The following is a 21973-nucleotide window of genomic DNA, read 5'->3' as shown; positions in this document are numbered from 1 at the left end:
CTTATGAAACCGTTAAGATCAGCAATTCCAGCCACACTTCAGGCAAGCAATATTCGCAAATCCTTTATAGCGGGTGGCGTGACTACGGCTGTGCTGCATGATGTCAATCTGGCGATAAGGCCAGGCGAGCTGACGTTGATCTCAGGACCGTCCGGCTGTGGCAAGAGTACGTTACTGGCAATTCTCAGCGGCTTGCAACGGCCGGAACAAGGCCGCGTTAGCGCGCTGGGGCATGACCTTGGGAAACTCGATACCCATGAGCTGGAAAAATTTCGCCTGCAACACACGGGATTTATTTTCCAGGGTTTCAATCTGTTTCCTGCCTTGAATGCGCTGCAACAGGTCGAGCTGCCCCTGAGCTACCTCGGTCTCTCGGCCAAGGACGTCACCAGACGTGCTACCCAAGCCTTGGAAGACGTTGGCCTGGGGCCGCGCATGCACCTGCGTCCTTCCGAGTTGTCCGGCGGTGAAAAGCAGCGCGTCGCCATTGCGCGAGCCGTGGCAAAGGAACCTGAACTGCTGTTCGCCGACGAACCCACCAGCGCATTGGATGCGGCCAACGGCCAGATCATTATCGACATACTGCACAAGATTGCGCGCAATCGAGGCACAACGGTGTTGTGCGTAAGCCATGACCCACGGCTGATAAATCATAGCGACCGTGTCTTGACCATTGAAGACGGTCGAATCCTGGCTGACCACGCCTCTTTCTCCCACGCAATCAACATCGTCAGTAAAAAGGAACATGTGTTATGAATCCGGGTTCGTTTCGGCCATTGCTGGCACTGGTTCTCGCCCTGGGTCTTACCGGCTGCGGTATGGAAGACACCTCTTCAGGCGCAGTGCCTGCCGCCCCTCCCTACCTGGCCATCGCGCGCGGCCGTCTCGATGTTGAAGGCGGGGTCTTGAAGCTTGGCACGCAGCGAGAGGGTGTCGTGAAAAAAATCTGGGTAAGCGAGGGCGATCAGGTACGTAAAGGCCAATTGCTAGCCTCCCTGGACAGCGAACTTGCGCAACTGGCCGTCAGTGCGGCGCAGGCCGAGCAACAACAACTCGAGGTTCGCGCCAAGCAATTGGCCAGACACTTCAAGGCCGCTGATCTAAAGGCCAAACGGTTGACGACCGCTGCAAGCGTCGGCGCCGGCGATCAACAGAGTGCTGACGATGCGCGTGAAGCTGCGCAGCAGTTGCACGATCGAATTGAAGATAATGACGCGGACGCAGCCGTCACCAAGAGAAAACTGGCCAGTGCGCGCTATGAACTGGAACAGCGCAATATTGTTTCACCCGCGGATGCGCAGATTGTTCGTAGTTTTGTTCAACTGGGCGCGTCTCTCTCCGCGTCATCAGGACCCGCATTCATATTATTGCCCACTACAGAGCGCATCATACGGGCCGAGTTGAACGAGTCATTTATCGGCATCGTTGTCCCGGGTATGAAGGCACAAGTCACCGATGATACCGGCAGCGGACTACCGGCCATATCTGCCCATGTACTGCGTGTCAGCCCTGTGTTTGGTAATAGCACGCTTGAGGACGATCCGCAGACACGCGGTAATCTGCGTACCGTCGAATGCATATTGGTGCTCGATCAGGCGGTGCCCGCTTCCGTACGTATAGGACAAAGGATGTTGGTACATTTTGGCGTTGATCGCAGCCAGCGCAAACGCTTCCATAGCCCTTTTCCCGCTGATGCGGAATAACGCACTCGCTTCTGCCTGCGGCATGTCGCTTGTGCGCCAACGCCGCTACGCAGGCTTCCCGATATTGAGCGCCTACATCCAGCTGGAGGTCCATATCACACGGCCCATAATGTCAATATCATTGACCTGAGCCTTTGTTACGAGCACATCACGGTATGCCTTGTTTTCATTGATGATGCATGCCGAACCGTCCGAAAGTCGCTGCAACCGCTTGGCATACAACTGGTCGTTCAACCGAATCACATAGAGGGCATCGGCATCGAGCTGGTTGCGTTCCAGGTCAATCATTACGATATCGCCCGCATTCAATATTCCAGCCATCGAATCACCCATTACTGGAATCGCTAAAAGCTGCTGCGGGCACAGTTTCTGTTTGTGCAATGAGTCGGCGGGGAACGCAAGGTGGGTGAGAACGTTTGCGCTGAGATTCCCTGGACCCTTACGGCCACGCAAAACAGGCTCGTAAAGTGGAATATAGACGTAGGCGTCATTATCCCCACTGCCTGCTCCATTTTGATCGGGCTGACTCTCCTTACAGCCCCCACCCGCCAACCAATCAAGTGATACGTTGGCGACGACAGCCATTTTCCAGGCCCTTTCAATATTAGGTACAACCCGTCCTTTTAGATAACTGTATAGCGAACTGTTAGCAATTCCGCATTTATTTGAAAATGCGTGGGGTGTTTCATCGCCCAGCGCTTTTTTCAAGCGTGCGCTGAACCCGCCAAATTCTTTGACAGCGCCGTCACCAGGAGGAATGCTCAAACGTTGTGAGTTGTGATCCAGGGATACCATACTGCTTGATTGCTGGATAACGTGCGGGGCTCCCTTCCCCGCCAACCAATCAAGCGAGACATTGGCCGTGACGGCCATTTTCCAGGCTTTTTCCAGACTCGGGACAGATTCACCACTCAAATATTTGCGCAACAAGGGTTCGGAAATACCACTTTTCTTCGCGAATGAATAGATTGTTTCACCGCCAATCGCCTGTCTAAGCCGCTGATTAAAACCATCAAATTTCATTCTATCGACCTGTGCCAACTTGCCTCTGCGCACCCTGACTCAACCGTTATTGCCAACAGCCAGATCGATTCAGCGCCAGGTTTTCAGGGGCTATTTATATATAACGCATGCTCCATGAACAATGCCAAGACCGTGTGGAGAAACGATGGAGTTTTGATGGAGATTTAACCACGCTACTGTTTTCGGATACTCCGAACATCATTACCGCCCGCCACGTTAGTTTCAAAATCCACACTACCTACACATAACGTCGAATGAATCCCAACTCTTTTAGTTGAACATTCCATTCGAGCGCCATGGCCTTGAGCCTGGCAATATTTTTAATGAGGTTATTCAGGTATGTCTTTTAGATCCAGGCGACCGTGTCCCTTATGGATCGGGCTTTTTATGTTCGCCTTAACCGGGTGTCACCCCGAGGGGCAAGTCGCCGACGACGTGCCTATCCCACAGGTTTCCGTAATGCCCCTTGAACCCGCTTCCATAAAAGTCAGCGAGGTACTGCCTGGCCGTGTTTCGGCAGTTCGCACTGCCGACATTCGCGCGCAGATCAGCGGCATCGTGAACAAGCGTCTATTTGATCAGGGCGTTGAAGTGACTGCCGGCACGGCCTTGTTTCAGATTAACCCGGCCCCCTTCAAAGCCGAAGTCGATAGCGCTGCAGCGCTGGTGCTCAAAGCGCAGGCTGCATTGAAACGCGCACGTATCCAGGCCGAACGGCTTTCGCCTTTGATGCACGCCGAGGCAGTCAGCCGCCAAGTCTACGACGACGCCATATCACTGCGCGATCAGGCTGAGGCGGATGTCGCCCAGTCCAAGGCAACCCTGGCTCGACGCCGGCTGGACCTGAGGTTCGCGACAGTCGACGCGCCGATTGCCGGACGCATTGACCAGACCCTGGTGAGCGAAGGCGCGCTTGTGTCATCAACTGACAGCGCACCGATGGCGAGAATCCAGCAGATTGACCAAGTGTATGTCGATGTTCGTCAAACCGCATCGACACTGCGCTCGCTGCGTGAATCACTCAGCGCCCAGGACGGTCAACGCGCGCCTGGCTTGCCCGTAGAGATTCTCGACAGTTCCGGCAACCCCACCGGCCTCAACGGCAGCATCCTGTTCTCCGGGATTAATGTAGATGCAGGTACCGGAGACGTGTTGCTCCGCATACTGGTCGACAACCCCCATCGCCAGCTGCTGCCAGGCCTGTTTGTACAAGCGCGGGTGCCACTGGCCGATTATCCGCAGGCGCTGAGCGTACCGCAGCAAGCCGTACTGCGTAGCGGCGGCCAGGCACGCGTGTGGGTGATAGATGCCAAGGAGCAGGCACACGCTGTCGCAATCGAACTGGGGGAACTGGTCGATCGCCGCTACCGCGTGGTGTCCGGGCTCAGCGCTGGACAGCTCGTGGTCATCGAGGGTCTGGAGCGCCTGACCGAAAACGCGCAAGTCAGCGCCGCCTCCTGGCAGGCGAATGCCGCTGCGCTCCCACTCAACGCCACTGCGCGTTAGGCAGAGAACCCCCTCATGTCTCAGTTTTTCATCAATCGCCCGGTGTTCGCCTGGGTGATCGCGTTGTTCATTGTATTGTTCGGCCTTATTGCCATTCCGCAACTACCGATCGCGCGTTACCCCTCGGTAGCGCCTCCGTCAGTCAGCCTGACGGCCAGTTATCCGGGGGCTTCGCCGCAAACGCTTAACGACTCGGTCGTCAGCCTGATTGAGCGTGAACTATCAGGCGTGAAGAATCTGCTGTACTTCGAATCCGCTGTCGACGCATCGGGCACCGCGCAGATCAGCGCCACTTTTGTGCCTGGCACCAACCCCGAAATGGCCCAGATCGATGTACAAAATCGCGTCAAGGCGGTCGAAACACGCCTGCCGCAGGTGGTGCGTCAGAACGGCATGCAGGTCGAGTCGGCGGCGTCGGGTTTTCTGATGATGATCGGCATGACATCGCCCGACTTGCGCTTCGGTGAACTCGCCCTCAACGATTACCTGGCGCGCAACGTGGTGCAGGAGCTACGAAGGATCAAAGGCGTGGGTCGCGTGCAGTTATTCGGCGCTGAACAGGCCATGCGTATTTGGGTGGAGCCCGCCAAGCTGACGGCGTTCGGCTTGACCATGAGTGATGTGGCCCAGGCAGTCGAGCAGCAGAATGCGCAGATCGCCCCGGGTAGATTGGGTGACGAACCCACACTGCGCGGCCAGCGCCTGACGATCCCGTTGACCGTGCAAGGGCAGCTATCAACCCCGGAGCAGTTTGCGGCTATCGTACTGCGCGCCAATGTGGACGGTTCAAAAGTGCTGATTGGCGACGTAGCGCGTGTCGAGCTGGGTGCGCAATCCTACGCATTCTCCAATCGAGAAAACGGCAAGGTCGCGACCAGCGCCGCCATTCAGCTCGCGCCAGGCGCAAACGCCGTGCGCACCGCCCAGGCGGTGCGCGACAGATTGGCCGAGCTGGCACCCAGCATGCCGACAGGCATGTCGTACTCCATCCCCTTCGACACAGCACCCTTCGTCAAGGTCTCTATCGAGAAGGTCGTGTATACCTTGCTCGAAGCCATGGTCCTTGTATTTCTGGTGATGTACCTGTTCCTGCAAAAAGTACGTTACACGTTGATTCCCGCCATCGTTGCACCCATTGCCCTGCTCGGCACCTTCGCCGTGATGTTGCTGGCGGGGTTCTCGATCAACGCATTGACCATGTTTGGCATGGTGCTGGCCATTGGCATCATTGTCGATGATGCCATCGTCGTGGTGGAAAACGTGGAACGCCTGATGGCTACCCAGGGGTTATCGCCAAGAGCGGCGACGTCCCAGGCCATGAAGGAAATCAGCGGTGCGGTGATCGGGATCACCCTGGTGCTCACGGCGGTGTTCATACCCATGGCATTCGGCACCGGGTCCGTCGGCGTCATCTACCAGCAATTCACCCTGTCCATGGTGGTATCGATCCTGTTCTCGGCGCTGCTGGCGTTGACCCTGACGCCCGCGCTTTGCGCAACGCTGCTACGCCCGGTCACGCCTGGTCATTACGACAAGCGCGGCTTTTTCGGTGCGTTCAACCGAGCCTTCGAGCGACTCACTGGCCGCTACAGCGAGCGCGTAGGCCAAATGGTCGGGCGCAGCGGCAGGATGATGCTGATTTTTGCGGCGATATGCGCCGTATTGGCCGTTGCCATGGCGCAGTTGCCCTCCTCGTTTCTGCCTGAGGAGGATCAGGGTTATTTCATGACATCGATCCAGTTGCCAACCGGCGCAACCAGCGAGCGCACATTGGATGTGGTCAAGGCGTTCGAAGCCCATGTGGCGTCACGTCCGGCGCTTGCCGCCAACCTGGTGGTGCAGGGCTTCAGCTTCGCAGGTTCCGGCCCCAACACGGCCATGGCGTTCACCATGCTCAAGGACTGGAATCAACGCAATGGTGCGACAGCGAGCAATGAGGCCGCGCTGGCCCAGAGCGCGATGACCGACAGTGTCGAAGGCACCACGATGAGCCTGATGCCGCCGCCGATAGATGACCTGGGCACGTCGTCCGGCTACACCTTTTTTCTACAGGACCGGGCAAATCGTGGAGAGCAAGCGCTCCTGGCGGCCCAGGCGCAACTGCTGAAACTGGCCGCGCAGGACAAGCTGGTCAGCGGCGTTTACGCCGATGGCCTGCCACCTGGCGAGAGCGTCCGACTGGAGATTGATCGGCAGAAGGCCGAATCAATGGGCCTGTCGTTCGCCGCCGTGAACAGCACGTTGTCTTCGGCCATGGGCTCACTCTACGTCAACGACTTTCCCAACGCAGGACGCCTGCAATCCGTCATTTTGCAAGCCGATGCCGCTGCGCGTATGCAATTGGAAGACGTACTGAGCCTGCGTGTACGCAACTCGACAAATGGCATGGTGCCGTTGCGCGAAGTGGTGACGCCGGTGTGGACCGAGTCCCCCCAGCAAATGATGCGCTTCCAGGGTTTCCCGGCGGTGCGCATTACCGGTGGCGCTGCCGAGGGTGTCTCAAGCGGAGCGGCGATGGCGCAAATGGAGCGCCTGGTCGCGCAGTTGCCCCAGGGCTTCGCTGTGGCGTGGACAGGCCAATCGCTACAGGAAAAACAGTCGGCAGCGCAGGCGCCGTTGTTGATGTTGTTGTCAGCGCTGGTGGTTTTCCTGGTGCTCGCCGCATTGTACGAAAGCTGGTCGATTCCGCTTTCAGTGGTGCTGGTGGTGCCATTGGGCCTGCTCGGGGCAGTCGCCGCAGTGATGCTGCGAGGCTTGCCCAACGATGTATTTTTCAAGGTCGGGATGATCACAATCATCGGTTTGTCGGCGAAAAATGCCATCTTGATCGTAGAGTTCGCGCGGCAGTTGCATGCTGAAGGCCGAACGTTGATCGACGCGGCAGTCACCGCCTCTCGGCTACGCCTGCGCCCGATTCTGATGACGTCCATGGCCTTCACTCTCGGCGTTGTCCCCCTGATGCTCGCCTCGGGCGCCAGCGCGGAAACCCAGCATGCAATCGGCACTGGCGTATTCGGCGGGATGCTCAGTGGCACCTTGCTGGCGGTGTTCTTTGTGCCCGCGTTCTTCGTCTTCGTAATCGGCAGCCAGGAACGCTTCGAGGCATGGCGTGCACGCCGCTCCAAAAGCACCTCAACCATGACCCCGGAAAATTAAACATGCGCCTGTTGGTTTGCTTGTCCCTGGCTGGCTGCCTGTCCGCCTGTGTGCTGACGCCCAAGCTGGACAGTCCGGCACTGCCCGTTCCTTCGTACTTTCCACTGCAGGAAGGGGCCGCGATGAAGTCAGGCGCTTCGTTGACGGCTGCAGCCCTGGGCTGGCGAACGATGTTCGGCGATCTGCGTTTGCAGCGGTTGATTGACCTGGCGCTGCAGAACAACCGTGATCTGCGTCTGGCTACGCTGAATGTCGAAGCCGCCCGGGCCATGTCACAGATTCAAATCGCCGGACGTTTTCCTTCCGTGTCCGCCGATGCAAGCGCCACTCGCGAGCGGGCCGCAGGCGTGAGCGGCCAGGGCAGCGAAAATCGCCAAGTCACTCAGCAGGTGGGTGTGAACGTGGGCATCAATGCGTTCGAGCTGGATCTATTCGGACGTGTACGGGCACTTTCCGATGCCGCGCTGGCACGCTACTTCGCCAGTGAAAATGGCCGTGACGCTGCTCAGATCATCCTGGTGAGTGCCGTTGCCGAGACGTATTTCGCACAGCAACTGGCCCGTGAGCAGTGCCAACTGGCCGAGCGCACACTCGCGGATTGGCGAGTGTCCCTGGAACTGGCTCGCCTGATGAAGACGTCGATGCAGAGCAGTGAGTTGGACGTCGCCCAGGCCGAAAACCAGGTCGCACTGGCCGAAGCCGACTTGCAGGCACGTCAGCGTACGCTTGCCAAGGCCGGCAACGCCCTGCAATTGATTGTCGGCAGCGAGCTGCCCAACGATCTGCCTTCGGCACTGCCGCTGGAACGGCAACCCGTCATCGCACGACTGCCCGCCGAACTGCGGGCTGACGTGCTCTTGACGCGTCCCGATGTGCGCCAGGCCGAACAACACCTTATCGCCAGCAACGCCAATATCGGCGCCGCGCGTGCGGCGTTCTTTCCGCGAATTTCACTGACTGCCTCTTTTGGTTATGCCAGCTCATCAATCGGGGATTTGTTCGACCCCTCGCGGCAGGTCTGGAGATTCGTGCCTCAGGTGACCCAACCGCTGTTCCAGGCCGGGCAGCTGCGCGCCGAACTGGACCTGGCCAAGGTGCGTAAATCCGAAGCCATTGCCCTCTATGAGCGCACCATCCAGACGGCTTTTCGGGAGGTCGCGGACGCCTTGGCCGGTACAGCGACATTCGATAGACAAATCGAAGCGCAACTACGTGCCGTAAAGACCGCGGAACGCCGCCTTGGGCTGTCAACCCTGCGCTATCAGGCGGGGCTGGATGGCAGGCTGGAGCTGCTGGATGCACAGCGTCTGCTCTACGCCGCACGCCAGGCGCTGTTGGAGTTGCGACGTGACGATATCGTCAACACGGTCGCGCTGTACAAGTCTCTGGGAGGGGGTTTGCAGGACCGCAGCGGCGCGGCTATTGCCGCGCCGCAGGGTTGAGCTGATACGAGAAGGGGTTGAGCAGATTCGAGAAACCATGGGCATGAACGCAAGGAGGCGTTGACGCAAAACGTCAACGCCTGCCCTGACTGCACCAGCCCTCAATGACGACTCAGACGACTCAGAACGTCGCCCACACAATGAACTGCATGTAGGTGTTGGTTGAGGCGTCGCCGCTCTGCCGGCCACCGTTGCCCAGCCACTTCTCCGGTTTGTAGAAGCCAATCAGCGGCGACAGCGTGATGTTCTCCGTGACCGCCCAATCGACAAAAAAATCGACCTCCTGCGCAGCGAAGTCCAACTCATGGCGACGGGACAGCTGGTGATAGTTGAACGCCATCGCATTAAGGGTCAACTTCTCGGTCGGCTTGACCGAGAGGAGCACGTCGTGGATCTCCATATTCGAGGTCACGGAGCCCGCATAATTAAGCCCGATTTCTCCCTGCAGGCGCTTGCGATAACCGCCCTGGAACAGGAAGTCCCAGCCTTCGGAATAGCGCGAATAACGATAGCTGACGGTCGGTTGCCATGGCTTGTCGACGAAGGTGTAACCCGCGTCGAAGAACATCGCCCGCTGCGAGCCCGAACGCTTTTCCTGACGGGCCACTTCGAACGCAAAATCGGCGTTCTCGATCCCGGCATTGCCCTGTCCACGGATGCTGTAGACGTTCATGCCCTTGCGCTCAGCCCGATCTCCGAAGGCGTATTTCTCTTCCACATCCAGGCCGTGCACGTAGGTCGAACCGATAGAACCTTACTTTTGCGCTTTTCAAAAGTGAGCCGCCGTCAGGGCGGAACCCTAAGTGGCCGTTACCGCAGCAACGGATATGTACTCGACTGATCCAGCATCCTGGTCGGCCCAGAGGCCGCCATCGGGGGCAAGCCCCCTCCCACATTTGAGCCAGGATCGACTCAAAATCCTGGTCGGCTCTGAGGCCGCCATCGGGAGCAAGCCCCCTCCCACATTTGGGCCTGGATCGACACAAAATCCTGGTCGGCCCTGAGGCCGCCATCGGGAGCAAGCCCCCTCCCACATTTGAGCCAGGATCGACTCAAATCCTGGTCGGCTCTGAGGCCGCCATTGGGAGCAAGTCGAATCGTCGCACCGCCCCTCCCACATTTGGACCAGGAGCGCTGTAAATAGATACCTACGCTGACGGGGCCGACGTCGCCAGGCTCTCAAGAAACTCAATGACCAGCCCGTTGAACACCTCGCCTTGATCGTCATGCACATAATGGCTGGCATCCGCGACTTCGGCGGTGCGCACCTGCGCATTGCAGTCGCGCATCGCCTGCAGCGTCGCCGCCGGCAAAAAGTCCGAACGCGCGCCGCGGATAAACAGGGTCGGGCAATCCAGGGCGCGCACCGCCGGCCACAAGTCCGTCGGTTCGATGCTCAGGCGCGCCTCGGCGATGCCTTGCTGATCGTGGCGCCAAATGATCGCGCCCTCGCTCTCCTTCATCGAATGCGCCAGGCGTGACGCCAGGCCCTGCTCCGACAAGCCCGGGCGGGACGCCTGCCAGAAAGCGTGGGCGGCTTGCCAATCGTCGAACCGCAGGGGGGTCTGGTTCATCTCGCGGCGGATGCGCGCCGCACCGTCGCCCTGGCTCGACGACCCGGGGCCGATGTCTTCGATGATCAGCCCCATCAAGCGTCCCGGTGCCTGCCGTGCGTATTCAAGGGCATTGGCACCGCCCAGCGAATGGCCCAGCAACACGAAGCGCTGCAAGCCGACATCAGCGACGAAGTCCTGCAGGTCCTCGACATAGGATTGCGTGTGATAGCTCGCGGCCGGGCCCCAGTCACTCAGGCCGCGACCGCGCTGGTCGAGCGCGTAGACACAATAACCGGCACCCAAGGCCTCGACCAGCGACTCCCAGGTCTGTGCATAGGCGCGCAAGCCATGCAACAACACCAGCGGCACGCCGCTCGGATCGCCCCAACGTAGAAAATGCAAACGCAAGCCGGTGCGATTGATGAAAAAGCGGCTGTCTGGGGACATGGGTTTGCTCCGTAAGTACAGTTAAGATTTTCCTGTAGGAGCGAGCTTGCTCGCGAAAAACGTCAACGATAACGCGGGCATCCTGTATGAACGCGGTGCATTTGAGTTCTTCGCGAGCAAGCTCGCTCCTACAGTGGCATCAGGGGCCTGGGTCGACTTAGAAACGGTCGAAACGATAAGGGCTTGGATCGATGATGGGCGTGTGCCCGCTGACGATATCCGCCGCCAGGTGACCCGCCGCCGGTGAAGTACCAAAGCCGTGCCCGGAAAAACCGGTCGCCACGGTCAGCCCGGGAATCTGTGCGACCGGGCCTATTACCGGGTTGGAATCCGGAGTCACGTCGATAGTGCCTGCCCAGGTCTGGGCGATCCGGGCTTGCTCGAATACCGGCCAGGCCGCCTTGAGGTTGTTCATCGCATCATTGTTGAGCCGCGGGTTGGCGGCGGGGTCTTGCATGCGTACACGTTCGAACGGGCTGACACTGTCGGCCGACCAACGCCTGGGCAGCGCCAGGTCGTTGAAAAAATACTTGCCCAGCGACACGTTCAACACGCTGCGCTGCGCACGAAATTGCGGCATGTATTGCTTGGCAAGCAACAGGTGATCGAGGGTCAGAAAAGCGTCCAGCTTGCCTCGCTGAGTAACGATGAAACCGCCATCCTTGTGTTTGCGAAACGAAAAGTCCGGTGCGCCCACGGCAATTTCCGTCGGGCCCTCCATCGGGTGGGTACGCAACACCGAGCAGGTCAAGGCCAGGGTCGGCAATGACACCCCGAGGTTACCCAAGAAGCGCCGCGACCACATACCGCCCGCGAGCAATACCTGGTCGCAGCGGATCTCGCCTTTTTCCGTGACCACGCCACTGACTTTGCCGGCGGACATCTGCAGCGTACGCACTGCACACTGCTCGATGATGACCACGCCCAGGGCCATCGCGGCCTTGGCAATCGCACTGCTGGCCAGCGTCGGTTCCGCACGCGCGTCGGACGGCGTGTAGATGCCGCCGGACCAATTGCCCGCGCCGCCCGGCACCAACTGTTCGATCTCGCGTTTGCTCAGCATCCGAGAATCAAGGGACAGGTGGTCGACCGACTTGAGCCAGCCTTCATGCATGGCCAACTGCGTGTCGTTGCGGGCGACGAACATGATGCCCTCTTGCCGGTAGCCCACATCCGCACCCACCCGCTCAGGCATTTGTGCCCACAAGCGGTCTGCGGCCAGGGCCAGCGGGATATCGTGCGCGTGGCGGCTGGTCTTGCGCACCCAGCCCAGGTTGCGTGAGGACTGCTCGCCGGCGATACGGCCTTTTTCCAGCACCACTACCGGAATATTGCGTTCGGCCAGCGTCAGTGCAGCCGTCAGGCCAATGATGCCGCCGCCGATAATGACGACGCTGGTCGCAGTGGGAAACTCGGTGGACGTATTCACGGGCGCAATCGTCGGGGCCATGATCAAGACTCGATAAGCAATAGAGGTCGGCCGCGCACACGCACGGCCGCATAACGGGTTACTGCGACAGGCGAATGACTTCGACTTGCGCCTTGGAAGCGTTGCGATAAGCCGTCACTTCCAGTTCCACCTTGTAGACCGTCGAGCCCAGCGGCGGGCACGTGACGGTGCTGGCCGGGTCGACGCCGCGAAACTTCTCGCCGATCAAGGCCATTACCGCCGGCACATCCTTGGGGTCCTGGATGAACACCCGCGAGCACACCACATCGGCCAGGCTGGCATCGACTGCCTTCAAGGCCGATTCGATGTTGGCGAACACCTGGTGCGTCTGCTCGAGGATGTCTTCGGGGATCAGCTTGGTTTGCGGGTTGCGGCCGGCGGTGTTGGACACATAGATCCAGTTGTCCACCACCACCAGGCGCGAATAGCTGGCCTGGTCTTCAAACGGGGAACCGGTCTTGAGCTTGATGATTTTTGTCATGTCGAAGGTCTCGTCAGTTGTAAAGGGAATGGCTCAGCGCAGCTCCGGGGTTTCCCACAGATTCAACTTCACGCCGATGCCTCTTTCGATCGCATTGCGGTACACCACCGTGCCCCAGGCCACGTCTTCGACCGGCATGCCGCCGACCGACATGATGATGATTTCTTCATCGTTGCGGCGGCCCCGGGCATCGCCGGCGATGATCTTGCCGATGTCTTCAAGCTCCTCGAGCTGCATCTTGCCTTCGGCGATCATGTCCATGAACCGCACGCCAATCACCGGCACGTTGTGGTGCGCAGGCTTGGGCAGTTCTTCGAACCAGGCTTCGTAAAGGCCGGTGTTGTCCAGCACCTTGCGCACGTCGGCGCGCTCCATGCCTTCGTCCAGCGAGCAGGCCGCCGGCATCGCCATGAAGCAACCCGGCTTGACCCACTCGCGCTTCACAATTGGGTACTTTGAGGGGTCGCCCGTCTCACCGGAGCTACAATAAGTAACAAGGTCGGAATCACGGACCACCTCTTCGAGGCTGTCGACCACTTTAATCGTGGTGATCTGCGGGTAGGTGTCCTTCACCCAGGCAAGAAAATCATTCAGGCTCTTCTCGCCACGGCCCTTGATTTTCAAGGTATCGATTAACGGGCAAACGGCGATGAATGCGGCGAGCGTGGTCTTGCCCATCACGCCCGGGCCGAGCAGGCCGACCACTTTCGAGTCCTTGCGCGCCAGGTGGCGTGCACCCACACCGGGGATCGCACCGGTGCGATAGGCCGACAGCAGGTTGGCGGACATATGCGCCAACGGTGCTCCGGTGTCGGGGTCGTTGAGGGTGAACATCAGGATCGAGCGGGGCAGGCCCTTGTCGCGGTTGGCAATATTGGAGCCGTACCATTTGACGCCTGCGGTGCAGAAACTGCCGCCCAGGTAGGCCGGCATCGCCATCATGCGCCGGTCAGCGGTGGGCTTGGGCATGTTCGGGAACGGCGATTCCTTCGGGAATATCACCATTGCGCCGTGGGAATCGTTGTTCGGGCCAGCCATGCGATAGTCGCCGCTATACAGCAGCGCGAACATCTCTTCCATGGTGTTCACACAGGCGAGCATGTCGGTCACGCCGGCGCGGATCATGTCCTGCTCGGACAAGTAGATGAAGTCTATTTTTGTAGTAATGGACATAATTATTCTCGGACTGAAGGTGATATCACCGCGGTAGGCGCGGCTCCACGCTATCGACCTTGAGTATCAGCGGGCGAACCTGGGCGGTATTGTAAATTTCGGACATCGACATCTATTCCGCGCGCAGGAATTGGCGCGATAAATGCGTGAATATTCGCGCATAACACCATTTAAAGGTCCGGTCATGGTCAACCTGTGTGCGCCGCTGAAGCACCACACTGCATACGAACAACCCTGGTTCGTACTCAATTCATCGCGCTATTCGGTAATGCCTTCGGATCACCCGGCGATCTCGCATTTTTACGCCTTCGACGTTGCCCACTCGGCCGACCTGCTGGCGGTTCCGGATGGCTGTGTGGACATCGTGTTCGACTGTGACCCCACGCGCCCCAGCGTGAGGATTTGCGGCACGCCGTTGGTGGCGCAGCGCGTGGAGTTGCTGCAGGGTCATCATTATTTTGGCGTGCGCTTTTCGCCGGGGGTGATTCCCGGCTTTATCACCGTAATGGCCGAGGACCTGACCGAACGGGAATGGGACCTGCTGGAGGTGTCTGCGTTTGCTCAGCGCATTTTCGAGAGCATCGTCCAGGCCCCGCAGTTGCAGGAGCAAATGAAGCTGTTCAACGACTATCTGATCCCGCGCCTGATGGGCAGGACCTCGAAGTTGACGGCCATGGTCATTCAACAGGCGCTCGCCCATCGCGGCGACCTGCGCATCCAACAGCTGGAACACCTCAGTGGCTACACCAGCCGCACCATTCATCGTCAGTTCAGCCAGGACACGGGCCTGTCGCCCAAGACCTTCTGCCGGATCATCCGCTGCCAGGCGGCGCTGGAAACCCTCAATACCCAACACGATGTGTCGTTCTCGGAACTGGCCCTGGACCTGGGCTTTTCCGATCAGTCGCACTTCCTGCGCGACTTCAAGAAACTGGTCAGTACCACGCCCTGCGAATACCAACGCAAAATGCTGCGAAACGCCTATAACGACCGCATCTGCTTCGCCTGAATCCCTGTCCCCTGCCCTCGCCGAAAAAATTATTTAGCACCTCCATCATTTCTCCATAAATCCTACGCTGAACGTGCATGCTGACGAGGCATCATCCTATCCGTTGCTGAACGCCTGCGCGCCGTTGCAGCATTGAGCCACCGCCCAGCACATCGACCGAGCACACCATGACTGAATCACTCCTTGCATCGAGCTCCAACCAGGCACTGGTCCTGATCGCCGAAGACGAGCCGGAAATTGCCGACATCCTCTCGGCCTACCTCAAGCGCGCCGGCTTTAAAACCGCGCATGCTCAGGACGGGCGGCGCGCGCTGGAGCTGCATCAGACGCTCAAGCCCGATCTGTTGCTGCTCGATGTGCTGATGCCCAAGCTTGACGGCTGGATGGTGCTGGCCGAAGTTCGTCATCGCGGTAACACGCCCGTGATCATGCTGACGGCCCAGGATCAGGACATGGACAAGCTCATGGGGCTGCGCATAGGCGCCGATGACTACATCGTCAAACCCTTCAACCCGGCGGAAGTCATCGCCAGGGTCCAGGCCGTGCTGCGTCGATGCGCCGACCAGGGGCATGGCGGTGGCCACAGTGTGCTGCGCGTCGACCCCTTCGAGATCGACATCGACAACCATGAGGTGAGCGTGCGCATCGGCACGCGAAAACAGCCGTTGCAGCTGACGGTGACCGAATTCAGGTTGCTCGCGCAGTTGGCAAAGTCGCCGCGTCGTGTGTTCAGCCGAGCCGAACTGCTGGTGCTCTGCTCCCCCGAGAGCGACAGCCTGGAGCGCACGGTCGACAGCCATATCAGCAAGCTGCGCCGCAAGATCGAAGACCTCGGCCTGCGCGGCGTACCGACCAGCATCCGTGGCGTCGGTTACCGCTTCGGGAGCCAGGCATGAACGTCGGCAGCGGCATGAGCCGCCAGATTATCTTGTCGATGACCGCCGTGGTGCTCTGCGTCATCGCACTCGCGGTCGTCGGTACCTACGTGTTCTATTCGTTGCTGTGGGCGCTGTCGCCGCCGACGCAGTTGGAGCTGGAGTCGGATGAATGGCTGCCCAGCGGCGTGGAATGGGCCTGGATGGGCTTGATCACCTGCGTCAGCCTGGGCGTCGGCGTGGCGGTGGCCGTCAAATTGGCCCGACGCATTCTCATGCCGCTGAACTCGGTGGCGGCCAGTCTGCGCAGCCTGGCTGACGGCGACCTGGATGCACGGGCAGTGGCGCCCGACGTTTCTCCGGGCGAAGCCGCCCGGCTGGTGAATGACTTCAATAGCATGGCGAACCGATTGAAACGCATGGCCGAAGAACAAGCCTTCTGGAACGCCGCGATTGGCCATGAACTGCGCACCCCGCTGACCATCCTGCGTGGCCGTCTGCAGGGGTTGGCCGAGGGCGTATTCGAGCCGGACACCGCGCAGTTCTACAGCCTGCTGAGCCAGGTCGAAGGCTTGACCCGCATGGTCGAAGACTTACGTGTCGTGGGCATGGGGGATAACGGCTACCTGAAACTTGAAATCCGGCAAGTCGAGTTGTCCGATGCGCTGGAGGCCGAAGCGCGGTTGTTCGAACCCAGCCTGAACGCTGCCGGGTTCGTGCTGCTGCTGGACCTGCGCAAAGGCCCCGTGAACTGCGACCCTGCCCGCATTCGCCAGGCATTGCTCGCGCTGCTGGACAACGTGCGCCGGCATGCCACGCCGGGCAAGGTCAGCGTCCAGCTCGGCAGTGACGAACGCGGTCATTTCCTCAGGGTTGCGGATGAGGGGCCGGGTGTCGCCGAACCGTTCGCCGAGCTTATTTTCGATGCGTTTCAACGCGGCGACAGTTCGCGTTCCCGTGCCCAGGGCGGCAGTGGCCTTGGCCTTGCCGTGGTGCGTTCGATTGCACTGGCCCATGGCGGCGCCGTGGCCTGTCGAACACTTGTACATGGCGGCACGTTATTTGAACTCAGTTGGCCAACGGCACCCATTTGACTATCCAATCCTGACAACCGTAGAGCGAGGTTTGCTTTATCAGCACTCACCAAGGTGATGGCATGCGCCTGTGTATTTCCCTATTCAAAAGAGCAACTAAATATCGCCACTTTGCCTTACTGGACATACACGGACGTTGTATCGCTTTCATGAGTTGCGAAGGAGTACCAAGCCCGGGTGACTGGGTGGAAGTCGAAGCAGTCAATCTCGCCTGGCTCAATAAAACGCTGCCTGAACTGGAACGCCAGGCAGCGAATAACCGCACTGTGTAACGCCTGGCTCCCTTGTTTAACGCTCTAGCGTGGATAACTGTTATGCCTACAATGCATTCAGCTCGCAACACTATTACCCTTAAACAACTGGAAGCATCATTGATGCTCTATACGTTCAAACTCAGAAAGTTGCAGCGTTTCTGGATTCCATTGCAGCGGCATGCGCCCTCGTGTGTCCTGGCGCTGTGGCTGGTGGGCGTCTGTGCGTCGTTGATCACTCAGTCCTATTATCACTGGCTGTTGATGGCGCCGGCCATTTGCATCCTGATCACCCTGGAAATCATTATCGAAGAAGTCCAGACCGATCTGTTGTTGATGACCGATGAAGCGCGTTATCGCCTGGGCATCTCCCGCGACGATGATCAACGCGCAACGCGCGCCACAGGTGCACCATGGCATCCGTAACACCGCCGATTCTGCTCGAAGAAAGTAAAAAGCTGGGGCAGCAATCCGCCAGCCAGACGCTCAAGGCCATCGCCCGGGCCTACCCCGGTAAATTGTTCGGCACCTTGTCGCTTGTCGCACTGGAAAATGCGCTGTTGCTGGCCTACCCGCTGTTCGCCGGGTTTGCCGTGGACTCGATCATCCGCGGCGATGCCGCCAGTGCATTGTGGTATGCCGCCGTGGTCCTTGGCTTCTGGGTAGTCGGCGCGGCGCGGCGGGCGCTGGACACGCGGACCTTTACGCGCATCTACGCAGACCTTGCAGTGCCGGTGATTCTCAACCAGCGCCTGCAGCGCCACAGCACCTCCAAGGCGGCGGCGCGGGTCGTGCTGGCACGGGACTTCGTCGACTTTTTTGAAAAGCACGTGCCGACAATCGCCACCGCGCTGGTGTCAATCGTCGGGGCGGCGGGCATGCTGCTGGTGATCGAGCCCTGGGTCGGCCTGGCCTGTCTGCTGGCGCTGCTGCTGTGCGTCACGCTCATGCCGGGTTTTGCGCGACGCAATCAACGCCTGCATGAACGCCTGAACAATCGACTGGAAAAGGAAATCGGCCTGGTGGAAACGGTCGGTGCGCACACCTTGCACCGCCACTATCAGGTGCTGTCGCGGCTGCGCATCTGGCTATCGGATCGTGAAGCCGTGGCTTTCCTGTCCATCGGCATTCTGGCGGCGCTGCTGTTCGTGGTCGCGATCACCCAACTGGCCTTGGCGCCGGCGGTGAAAGCCGGGCATATCTATGCGGTGATGACCTACCTGTGGACCTTCGTCAGTTGCCTGGATGAAGCCCCCTCGATGATCGACCAACTGGCGCGGCTCAAGGATATCGGCAAGCGCGTGGACCCAGGCCTGGCGTGATTCAGCGCGGTGACCTGCGCGTTTCGGAGGGCGATTCACCGAACAGCTCGCGGTAATGCGTGGCGAAATGGCTCAGGTGAAAAAAGCCCATGGCCACGGCGATATCTCCGACGTTTTTCTGGCTCGGGCAGGTTTCGATCAGGCGTCGCCTGACCGCGTTGAGGCGCAAATTGCGCAAGTATTCAACCGGCCGCATGCCGGTTACCGCCTGAAAACTGTTCTGCAGCGTCCTGCGACTGACACGCAACTGCTCGCACAGGTCCAGGATGCTCAACGGGGTATCGCCACTGGCGATGATCAATTCCTGGCTGCGCCTGACCAGATAGGCGCTGACGGCAAAATTGCCACGCCGGCAACGGACTTCATCGCTGGCGTGACTGAACAGGTCGAGGAACGCACCGAGCAGCTCGTCTTCGAGGATTTTTTCCGACGCCGGGCTGATGGCGTCCGCGTGTTGCAGAAAGTGACGAAACAAGGGGTGAATGCGCTGACGAATGCGCAGCAGTAACGTTTCATCCACGTTAAGCGCGGGCACGCTGGTCAAACGCTTGAGTTGCTCATTGGATAACTCGAAGGCCGCCAGCTTGGCGAAACGCACGGCATCGACGTTGAACGCGAAAAAATGCGTGCCTTCCGGCGCATGCAATACGAACTCTTCGGCATCACGCAGCAGCACTACGCTTTGCGCACTTACCCGCTGCCCCTGGACCACCGGAGGGTTGCCCAGTGACATGGCTGCGCACAAGCGGCCCTGGGGCGAGCGGCCATGCTGCACCACGCGCTTGTCCAGCACCTCCTGGAAGATCTGGAAGCGATCGCCGGACAGCTGCCGCAGCTCACTGGTCAGGCAGCCACGACCGAGCTGGTCATACACCTGCTGCCAGCCATGGATCGAGCCGGCGTGCTGTTGGGAGTCATTGAAGGTTCGGACTTCAGCGAGCATATTCGTCACTCCTCGGCCGCCGGGTTATTGCTATTGGCCCGAAGGGGCTCAGTCGTCCGTGACATTGGTTGGCGTTAGACAGGCACAACGCCCGCCTGGAAAACCAAAGCCAGTTCCGTGCCAAGCATGTGCAGATGATAAGTGCCCGGTTGAATATCCATCGGCGCCAGTAGCGCACCGGAGAGCACCACCTGCCCGGCCTCCACGCGATGACCATCGGCCAGCAGGCGTCGCACCAGCCAGCACAGGTTGAACAGGGGCGTGTCTTCTCGGTCCAGGGTATCGCCGCTCCCCAGATACACACCCTCATGTTCCAGGTGATACGCCACGCAGGCATGCCGCACAGGGTCGAACGGCACATGCGGTCCTACACAGTAAAGTGCGGCGGCGGCGTTATCGGCCAGGAACGCGCCAAGCCCGAAACGCCAGCCTTGCCAGCGGCAGTCGGCGATTTCGAACGCCGGCGCCACTTGGGCGATGGCCGCAAGAATCTCCTCATCCGCGTAGTCGCCCGGTTCCAGCGCGCGCCCGAAGACGAACGCCAGTTCGATCTCAAGCTTGGGCTGGATCAACCGCCCAAGTGACACCGCACTGCCCGGCTCGACCTGCATGACCGTGGTGAGGCCGCCGTACACCGGTTCGTCGAGGCCGAAGCGTGCTTGCGCCGCACGGCCGGCAAAGGCGACCTTCCAGCCGCTCAACCGCTCGCCGCCGGCCTGGCGCCGCACGAGCCCCTGGCGCTGCAGACCGTAGCCTTCCAGCCGGTCCAGCGCTTCGGGCGCCAAAGGAGCAATGGGCTGGACGCTGCGCAAGGCCTCGTCCAGTTCAACGAGCAACGCGTTGGCGCCGCTCATGACAGTTGCTCCGCCAGCTTGCGCAGTACCCCATCAAGCCGCTCCGGGGTGGTAATCGCCGCGACAAAACGGTCCGGACGCACCACCACGATGCAGTCGCGCACCTTGGAGAACCATTCGCCCAAGCGGTTATCCACGTCCTCCACACTCACGGCGTCATTGGCCGTCAGCGGCTGGTTACGCCCCACGCCGCTGCGCGACCGATTGACCTGGATGAAACGCGTGCCCCAACGAGCCCAATACTCGGCCATCGGTTCGCTGAGGTGTGCGCGCGGGTTCACTCGATAACCCAGCACGGCATAGCCGTTGCCGAGGACTTCGTCCAGGCGCCGGCGCTGGCCCTGGGCGTCCTCGATATTGGGCTGGATGAACAGTTGCCCGACCAGGTCATCCTCACGCAATTCGGCCCGCTCGTGATAGACCAGCCCCTTGGTGATGGTCGCCTTGGGTTTGAATTTGAACTCCAGCAAGTGCGAGCGCAGATTGTCGACGCTGTTGACGGCCTGGAACAGCCAGTCGCGCACGCCGGCCATCAGCGGGTTGGTCAAGCCAAGGACAGCACCCATATTGTCGGCCAGGGCGACCAGTTCGGTGGCGTGGCCACGTCGCTCCTGGTCGTAACTGGCCAGGATCGATGGCGCCGCCCGGCCCTGGATGATCGCGGCGAGCTTCCAGGCCACGTTGGCCACGTCGCGCAGGCCGGAATTGAGGCCTTGCCCGGCCCAGGGCGGGGAAATATGCGCCGCATCACCCACCAGTGCCACACGCCCTTCGACAAAGCGCGCCGCGACGCGCGAGTGGTGCGTATAGGCACGAATACGAATGACGTTGAGTTGGTCGACGGCGTCGCCGATATGCCCGTGGATCAGCTTGCGAATCGTCGCCTCTTCGCACATTTTCGCTTCGTCCTCGCCTTCCATCAGCATGAACTCCCAGCGCCGCTGCTGGTAAGGCAAGTAGATGCACACGAAGGGCCGCTGCGGATCGGCATGCAGGGCTGTATAAGGTGCGTCCAGCGTGTCGTTGGCGGTATCGACCACCACCCATTTGCGTGGATGGGTCAACCCCAGCAGTTCAATGCCAAGCTTTTTACGCACCGTGGAGCGGCCGCCGTCGGCGCCGATCGCATAGTCGGCCTGGAGCTGGTAGAGCTCGCCGTCGGCGCCGCGCACCTGCAGCGTCACGCCCTGCCCGTCCTGCTCAAGTTCAAGCAGTTCATGCCCCTGGCGCAACTCGACACTGGTGTGCTGCCCAAGGTTTTCGCGCAAGGTGCCTTCGAGCAGTTGCTGCATGAAAATATTGCGCATCGGCCAGCCGTATTGCGCAGCACTTGGCTTGACCTCGGCAAAACACACACCGCGCGCGTTGTAGTAGCGCAGCGGCACATCGCAAATCATGTCGCGTACCGCCAGTTCGGCGATACCGATGCCCTGCAACACACGCAATGCCTCATCGTCCATGCCCACGGCACGCGGATAAGGCAGTATGCCATCGGCCAGTTCAAGGACGATGCAGTCGATACCGTACATTCCCATATAGTGCGCGGCCGTAATGCCGTTGGGGCCACCGCCCACGATGACAACCTGGGTTTTCTCCTGCTTCATCGCTATTCACCGCTTTCTTGTTGTGGTTTGGGTCCGGCACCGCGTAGGAGCGAGCTTGCTCGCGAAGAACTTCAACGATAACGC

Annotated in this window: 20 protein-coding genes; 11 read left to right on the top strand and 9 right to left on the bottom strand. The window is 60.0% G+C overall.

The window, feature by feature from the left end:
- Window positions 1-3 precede the first annotated feature (3 nt).
- Together BFP90_RS21720 and BFP90_RS21715 are read left to right on the top strand one after the other, a co-directional pair.
- Window positions 4-756, top strand: a complete 753-nt coding sequence (locus BFP90_RS21720) for an ABC transporter ATP-binding protein (protein ID WP_065897953.1) — start codon at window positions 4-6, stop codon at window positions 754-756.
- The gene (locus tag BFP90_RS21715) at window positions 753-1703 is read left to right on the top strand and encodes an HlyD family secretion protein (protein ID WP_065892124.1); all 951 of its coding nucleotides are present in this window, start codon (window positions 753-755) and stop codon (window positions 1701-1703) included. The genes BFP90_RS21720 and BFP90_RS21715 overlap by 4 nt, the downstream gene beginning before the upstream one ends.
- A 72-nt stretch (window positions 1704-1775) precedes the next feature.
- Here the strand turns inward: BFP90_RS21715 and BFP90_RS21710 are convergent, their stop codons facing one another.
- The gene (locus BFP90_RS21710) at window positions 1776-2726 is read right to left on the bottom strand and encodes a helix-turn-helix domain-containing protein (RefSeq protein ID WP_083203300.1); all 951 of its coding nucleotides are present in this window, start codon (window positions 2724-2726) and stop codon (window positions 1776-1778) included.
- A gap of 459 nt (window positions 2727-3185) precedes the next feature.
- Between BFP90_RS21710 and BFP90_RS21705 the strand changes: the two genes are divergently transcribed.
- The 3 genes from BFP90_RS21705 to BFP90_RS21695 are packed head-to-tail and all read left to right on the top strand — an operon-like array spanning window position 3186 to window position 8830.
- Entirely contained in the window at window positions 3186-4232 is a 1047-nt protein-coding gene (locus BFP90_RS21705; protein WP_240997019.1) for an efflux RND transporter periplasmic adaptor subunit, read from the top strand.
- A gap of 15 nt (window positions 4233-4247) precedes the next feature.
- The gene (locus BFP90_RS21700; protein WP_065897952.1) at window positions 4248-7388 is read left to right on the top strand and encodes a multidrug efflux RND transporter permease subunit; all 3141 of its coding nucleotides are present in this window, start codon (window positions 4248-4250) and stop codon (window positions 7386-7388) included.
- Window positions 7389-7390: 2 nt separating this feature from the next.
- Window positions 7391-8830, top strand: coding sequence for an efflux transporter outer membrane subunit (locus tag BFP90_RS21695; RefSeq protein WP_065897951.1), 1440 nt, complete (start codon window positions 7391-7393; stop codon window positions 8828-8830).
- Between the two features lie 121 nt (window positions 8831-8951).
- Here BFP90_RS21695 and BFP90_RS21690 read toward each other — a convergent pair whose 3' ends face one another.
- From BFP90_RS21690 to BFP90_RS21670, 5 genes are all read right to left on the bottom strand, one after another.
- Complete coding sequence (locus BFP90_RS21690; RefSeq protein WP_240997020.1) at window positions 8952-9563, bottom strand: alginate export family protein; 612 nt, start codon at window positions 9561-9563, stop codon at window positions 8952-8954.
- 415 nt (window positions 9564-9978) lie between these two features.
- Window positions 9979-10833: an alpha/beta fold hydrolase gene (locus tag BFP90_RS21685; RefSeq protein WP_065897950.1), complete on the bottom strand. Its 855-nt coding sequence runs from the start codon at window positions 10831-10833 to the stop codon at window positions 9979-9981.
- A gap of 157 nt (window positions 10834-10990) precedes the next feature.
- Window positions 10991-12283, bottom strand: a complete 1293-nt coding sequence (locus tag BFP90_RS21680) for an NAD(P)/FAD-dependent oxidoreductase (RefSeq protein WP_065891966.1) — start codon at window positions 12281-12283, stop codon at window positions 10991-10993.
- A gap of 58 nt (window positions 12284-12341) precedes the next feature.
- Complete coding sequence (locus tag BFP90_RS21675) at window positions 12342-12764, bottom strand: RidA family protein (RefSeq protein WP_065891967.1); 423 nt, start codon at window positions 12762-12764, stop codon at window positions 12342-12344.
- Between the two features lie 33 nt (window positions 12765-12797).
- Window positions 12798-13937, bottom strand: a complete 1140-nt coding sequence (locus BFP90_RS21670; protein WP_065897949.1) for a tyramine oxidase subunit B — start codon at window positions 13935-13937, stop codon at window positions 12798-12800.
- Window positions 13938-14121: 184 nt separating this feature from the next.
- Here BFP90_RS21670 and BFP90_RS21665 point away from each other — a divergent pair, with 184 nt between their 5' ends.
- The 6 genes from BFP90_RS21665 (at window position 14122) to BFP90_RS21645 (ending at window position 18488) form a co-directional block, all read left to right on the top strand.
- Complete coding sequence (locus BFP90_RS21665; protein ID WP_065898012.1) at window positions 14122-14946, top strand: AraC family transcriptional regulator; 825 nt, start codon at window positions 14122-14124, stop codon at window positions 14944-14946.
- Between the two features lie 167 nt (window positions 14947-15113).
- The gene (locus BFP90_RS21660; protein ID WP_065885633.1) at window positions 15114-15842 is read left to right on the top strand and encodes a response regulator; all 729 of its coding nucleotides are present in this window, start codon (window positions 15114-15116) and stop codon (window positions 15840-15842) included.
- Window positions 15839-16915, top strand: coding sequence for a sensor histidine kinase (locus tag BFP90_RS21655; RefSeq protein WP_065891970.1), 1077 nt, complete (start codon window positions 15839-15841; stop codon window positions 16913-16915). Before BFP90_RS21660 ends, BFP90_RS21655 begins: the two co-directional genes overlap by 4 nt.
- A 62-nt stretch (window positions 16916-16977) precedes the next feature.
- A complete protein-coding gene (locus BFP90_RS27705) occupies window positions 16978-17187 on the top strand; it encodes a hypothetical protein (protein WP_083203298.1) in 210 nt (69 codons plus the stop codon).
- A gap of 102 nt (window positions 17188-17289) precedes the next feature.
- Window positions 17290-17592 (top strand): hypothetical protein, encoded by a 303-nt coding sequence (locus tag BFP90_RS21650; protein WP_240997021.1) that lies wholly within the window; start codon window positions 17290-17292, stop codon window positions 17590-17592.
- Window positions 17580-18488 (top strand): ABC transporter six-transmembrane domain-containing protein, encoded by a 909-nt coding sequence (locus tag BFP90_RS21645; RefSeq protein WP_065885630.1) that lies wholly within the window; start codon window positions 17580-17582, stop codon window positions 18486-18488. The genes BFP90_RS21650 and BFP90_RS21645 overlap by 13 nt, the downstream gene beginning before the upstream one ends.
- 1 nt (window position 18489) lies before the next feature.
- On the opposite strand, the gene BFP90_RS21640 is transcribed toward BFP90_RS21645, so the two are convergent.
- From BFP90_RS21640 to BFP90_RS21630, 3 genes are all read right to left on the bottom strand, one after another.
- Window positions 18490-19431 (bottom strand): helix-turn-helix domain-containing protein, encoded by a 942-nt coding sequence (locus tag BFP90_RS21640; protein WP_065885629.1) that lies wholly within the window; start codon window positions 19429-19431, stop codon window positions 18490-18492.
- 74 nt (window positions 19432-19505) lie between these two features.
- The gene (locus tag BFP90_RS21635; RefSeq protein ID WP_065891973.1) at window positions 19506-20285 is read right to left on the bottom strand and encodes a 2-keto-4-pentenoate hydratase; all 780 of its coding nucleotides are present in this window, start codon (window positions 20283-20285) and stop codon (window positions 19506-19508) included.
- Window positions 20282-21889 carry a bifunctional 3-(3-hydroxy-phenyl)propionate/3-hydroxycinnamic acid hydroxylase gene (locus BFP90_RS21630; RefSeq protein ID WP_065891974.1) on the bottom strand — a complete coding sequence of 536 codons (1608 nt, stop codon included), beginning with the start codon at window positions 21887-21889 and terminating at the stop codon, window positions 20282-20284. Before BFP90_RS21630 ends, BFP90_RS21635 begins: the two co-directional genes overlap by 4 nt.
- Between the last annotated feature and the right edge of the window lie 84 nt (window positions 21890-21973).

Origin of the sequence: Pseudomonas sp. 24 E 13, assembly GCF_900004715.1 — a bacterium.
In the GTDB taxonomy this organism is placed as follows: Bacteria; Pseudomonadota; Gammaproteobacteria; order Pseudomonadales; family Pseudomonadaceae; genus Aquipseudomonas; species Aquipseudomonas orientalis_A.
The sequence above is the reverse complement of the archived record's forward strand: the minus strand, read 5'-3'. Positions and strand labels throughout refer to the sequence as shown.

Bases quoted from the DNA above. Each gene is read 5' to 3' on its own strand.
- BFP90_RS21720 (WP_065897953.1), top strand. From the start codon at position 4: ATGAAACCGTTAAGATCAGCAATTCCAGCCACACTTCAGGCAAGCAAT.
- BFP90_RS21715 (WP_065892124.1), top strand. From the start codon at position 753: ATGAATCCGGGTTCGTTTCGGCCATTGCTGGCACTGGTTCTCGCCCTG.
- BFP90_RS21710 (WP_083203300.1), bottom strand. From the start codon at position 2,726: ATGAAATTTGATGGTTTTAATCAGCGGCTTAGACAGGCGATTGGCGGT.
- BFP90_RS21705 (WP_240997019.1), top strand. From the start codon at position 3,186: ATGCCCCTTGAACCCGCTTCCATAAAAGTCAGCGAGGTACTGCCTGGC.
- BFP90_RS21700 (WP_065897952.1), top strand. From the start codon at position 4,248: ATGTCTCAGTTTTTCATCAATCGCCCGGTGTTCGCCTGGGTGATCGCG.
- BFP90_RS21695 (WP_065897951.1), top strand. From the start codon at position 7,391: ATGCGCCTGTTGGTTTGCTTGTCCCTGGCTGGCTGCCTGTCCGCCTGT.
- BFP90_RS21685 (WP_065897950.1), bottom strand. From the start codon at position 10,833: ATGTCCCCAGACAGCCGCTTTTTCATCAATCGCACCGGCTTGCGTTTG.
- BFP90_RS21680 (WP_065891966.1), bottom strand. From the start codon at position 12,283: ATGGCCCCGACGATTGCGCCCGTGAATACGTCCACCGAGTTTCCCACT.
- BFP90_RS21675 (WP_065891967.1), bottom strand. From the start codon at position 12,764: ATGACAAAAATCATCAAGCTCAAGACCGGTTCCCCGTTTGAAGACCAG.
- BFP90_RS21670 (WP_065897949.1), bottom strand. From the start codon at position 13,937: ATGTCCATTACTACAAAAATAGACTTCATCTACTTGTCCGAGCAGGAC.
- BFP90_RS21665 (WP_065898012.1), top strand. From the start codon at position 14,122: ATGGTCAACCTGTGTGCGCCGCTGAAGCACCACACTGCATACGAACAA.
- BFP90_RS21660 (WP_065885633.1), top strand. From the start codon at position 15,114: ATGACTGAATCACTCCTTGCATCGAGCTCCAACCAGGCACTGGTCCTG.
- BFP90_RS21655 (WP_065891970.1), top strand. From the start codon at position 15,839: ATGAACGTCGGCAGCGGCATGAGCCGCCAGATTATCTTGTCGATGACC.
- BFP90_RS27705 (WP_083203298.1), top strand. From the start codon at position 16,978: ATGCGCCTGTGTATTTCCCTATTCAAAAGAGCAACTAAATATCGCCAC.
- BFP90_RS21650 (WP_240997021.1), top strand. From the start codon at position 17,290: ATGCTCTATACGTTCAAACTCAGAAAGTTGCAGCGTTTCTGGATTCCA.
- BFP90_RS21645 (WP_065885630.1), top strand. From the start codon at position 17,580: ATGGCATCCGTAACACCGCCGATTCTGCTCGAAGAAAGTAAAAAGCTG.
- BFP90_RS21640 (WP_065885629.1), bottom strand. From the start codon at position 19,431: ATGCTCGCTGAAGTCCGAACCTTCAATGACTCCCAACAGCACGCCGGC.
- BFP90_RS21635 (WP_065891973.1), bottom strand. From the start codon at position 20,285: ATGAGCGGCGCCAACGCGTTGCTCGTTGAACTGGACGAGGCCTTGCGC.
- BFP90_RS21630 (WP_065891974.1), bottom strand. From the start codon at position 21,889: ATGAAGCAGGAGAAAACCCAGGTTGTCATCGTGGGCGGTGGCCCCAAC.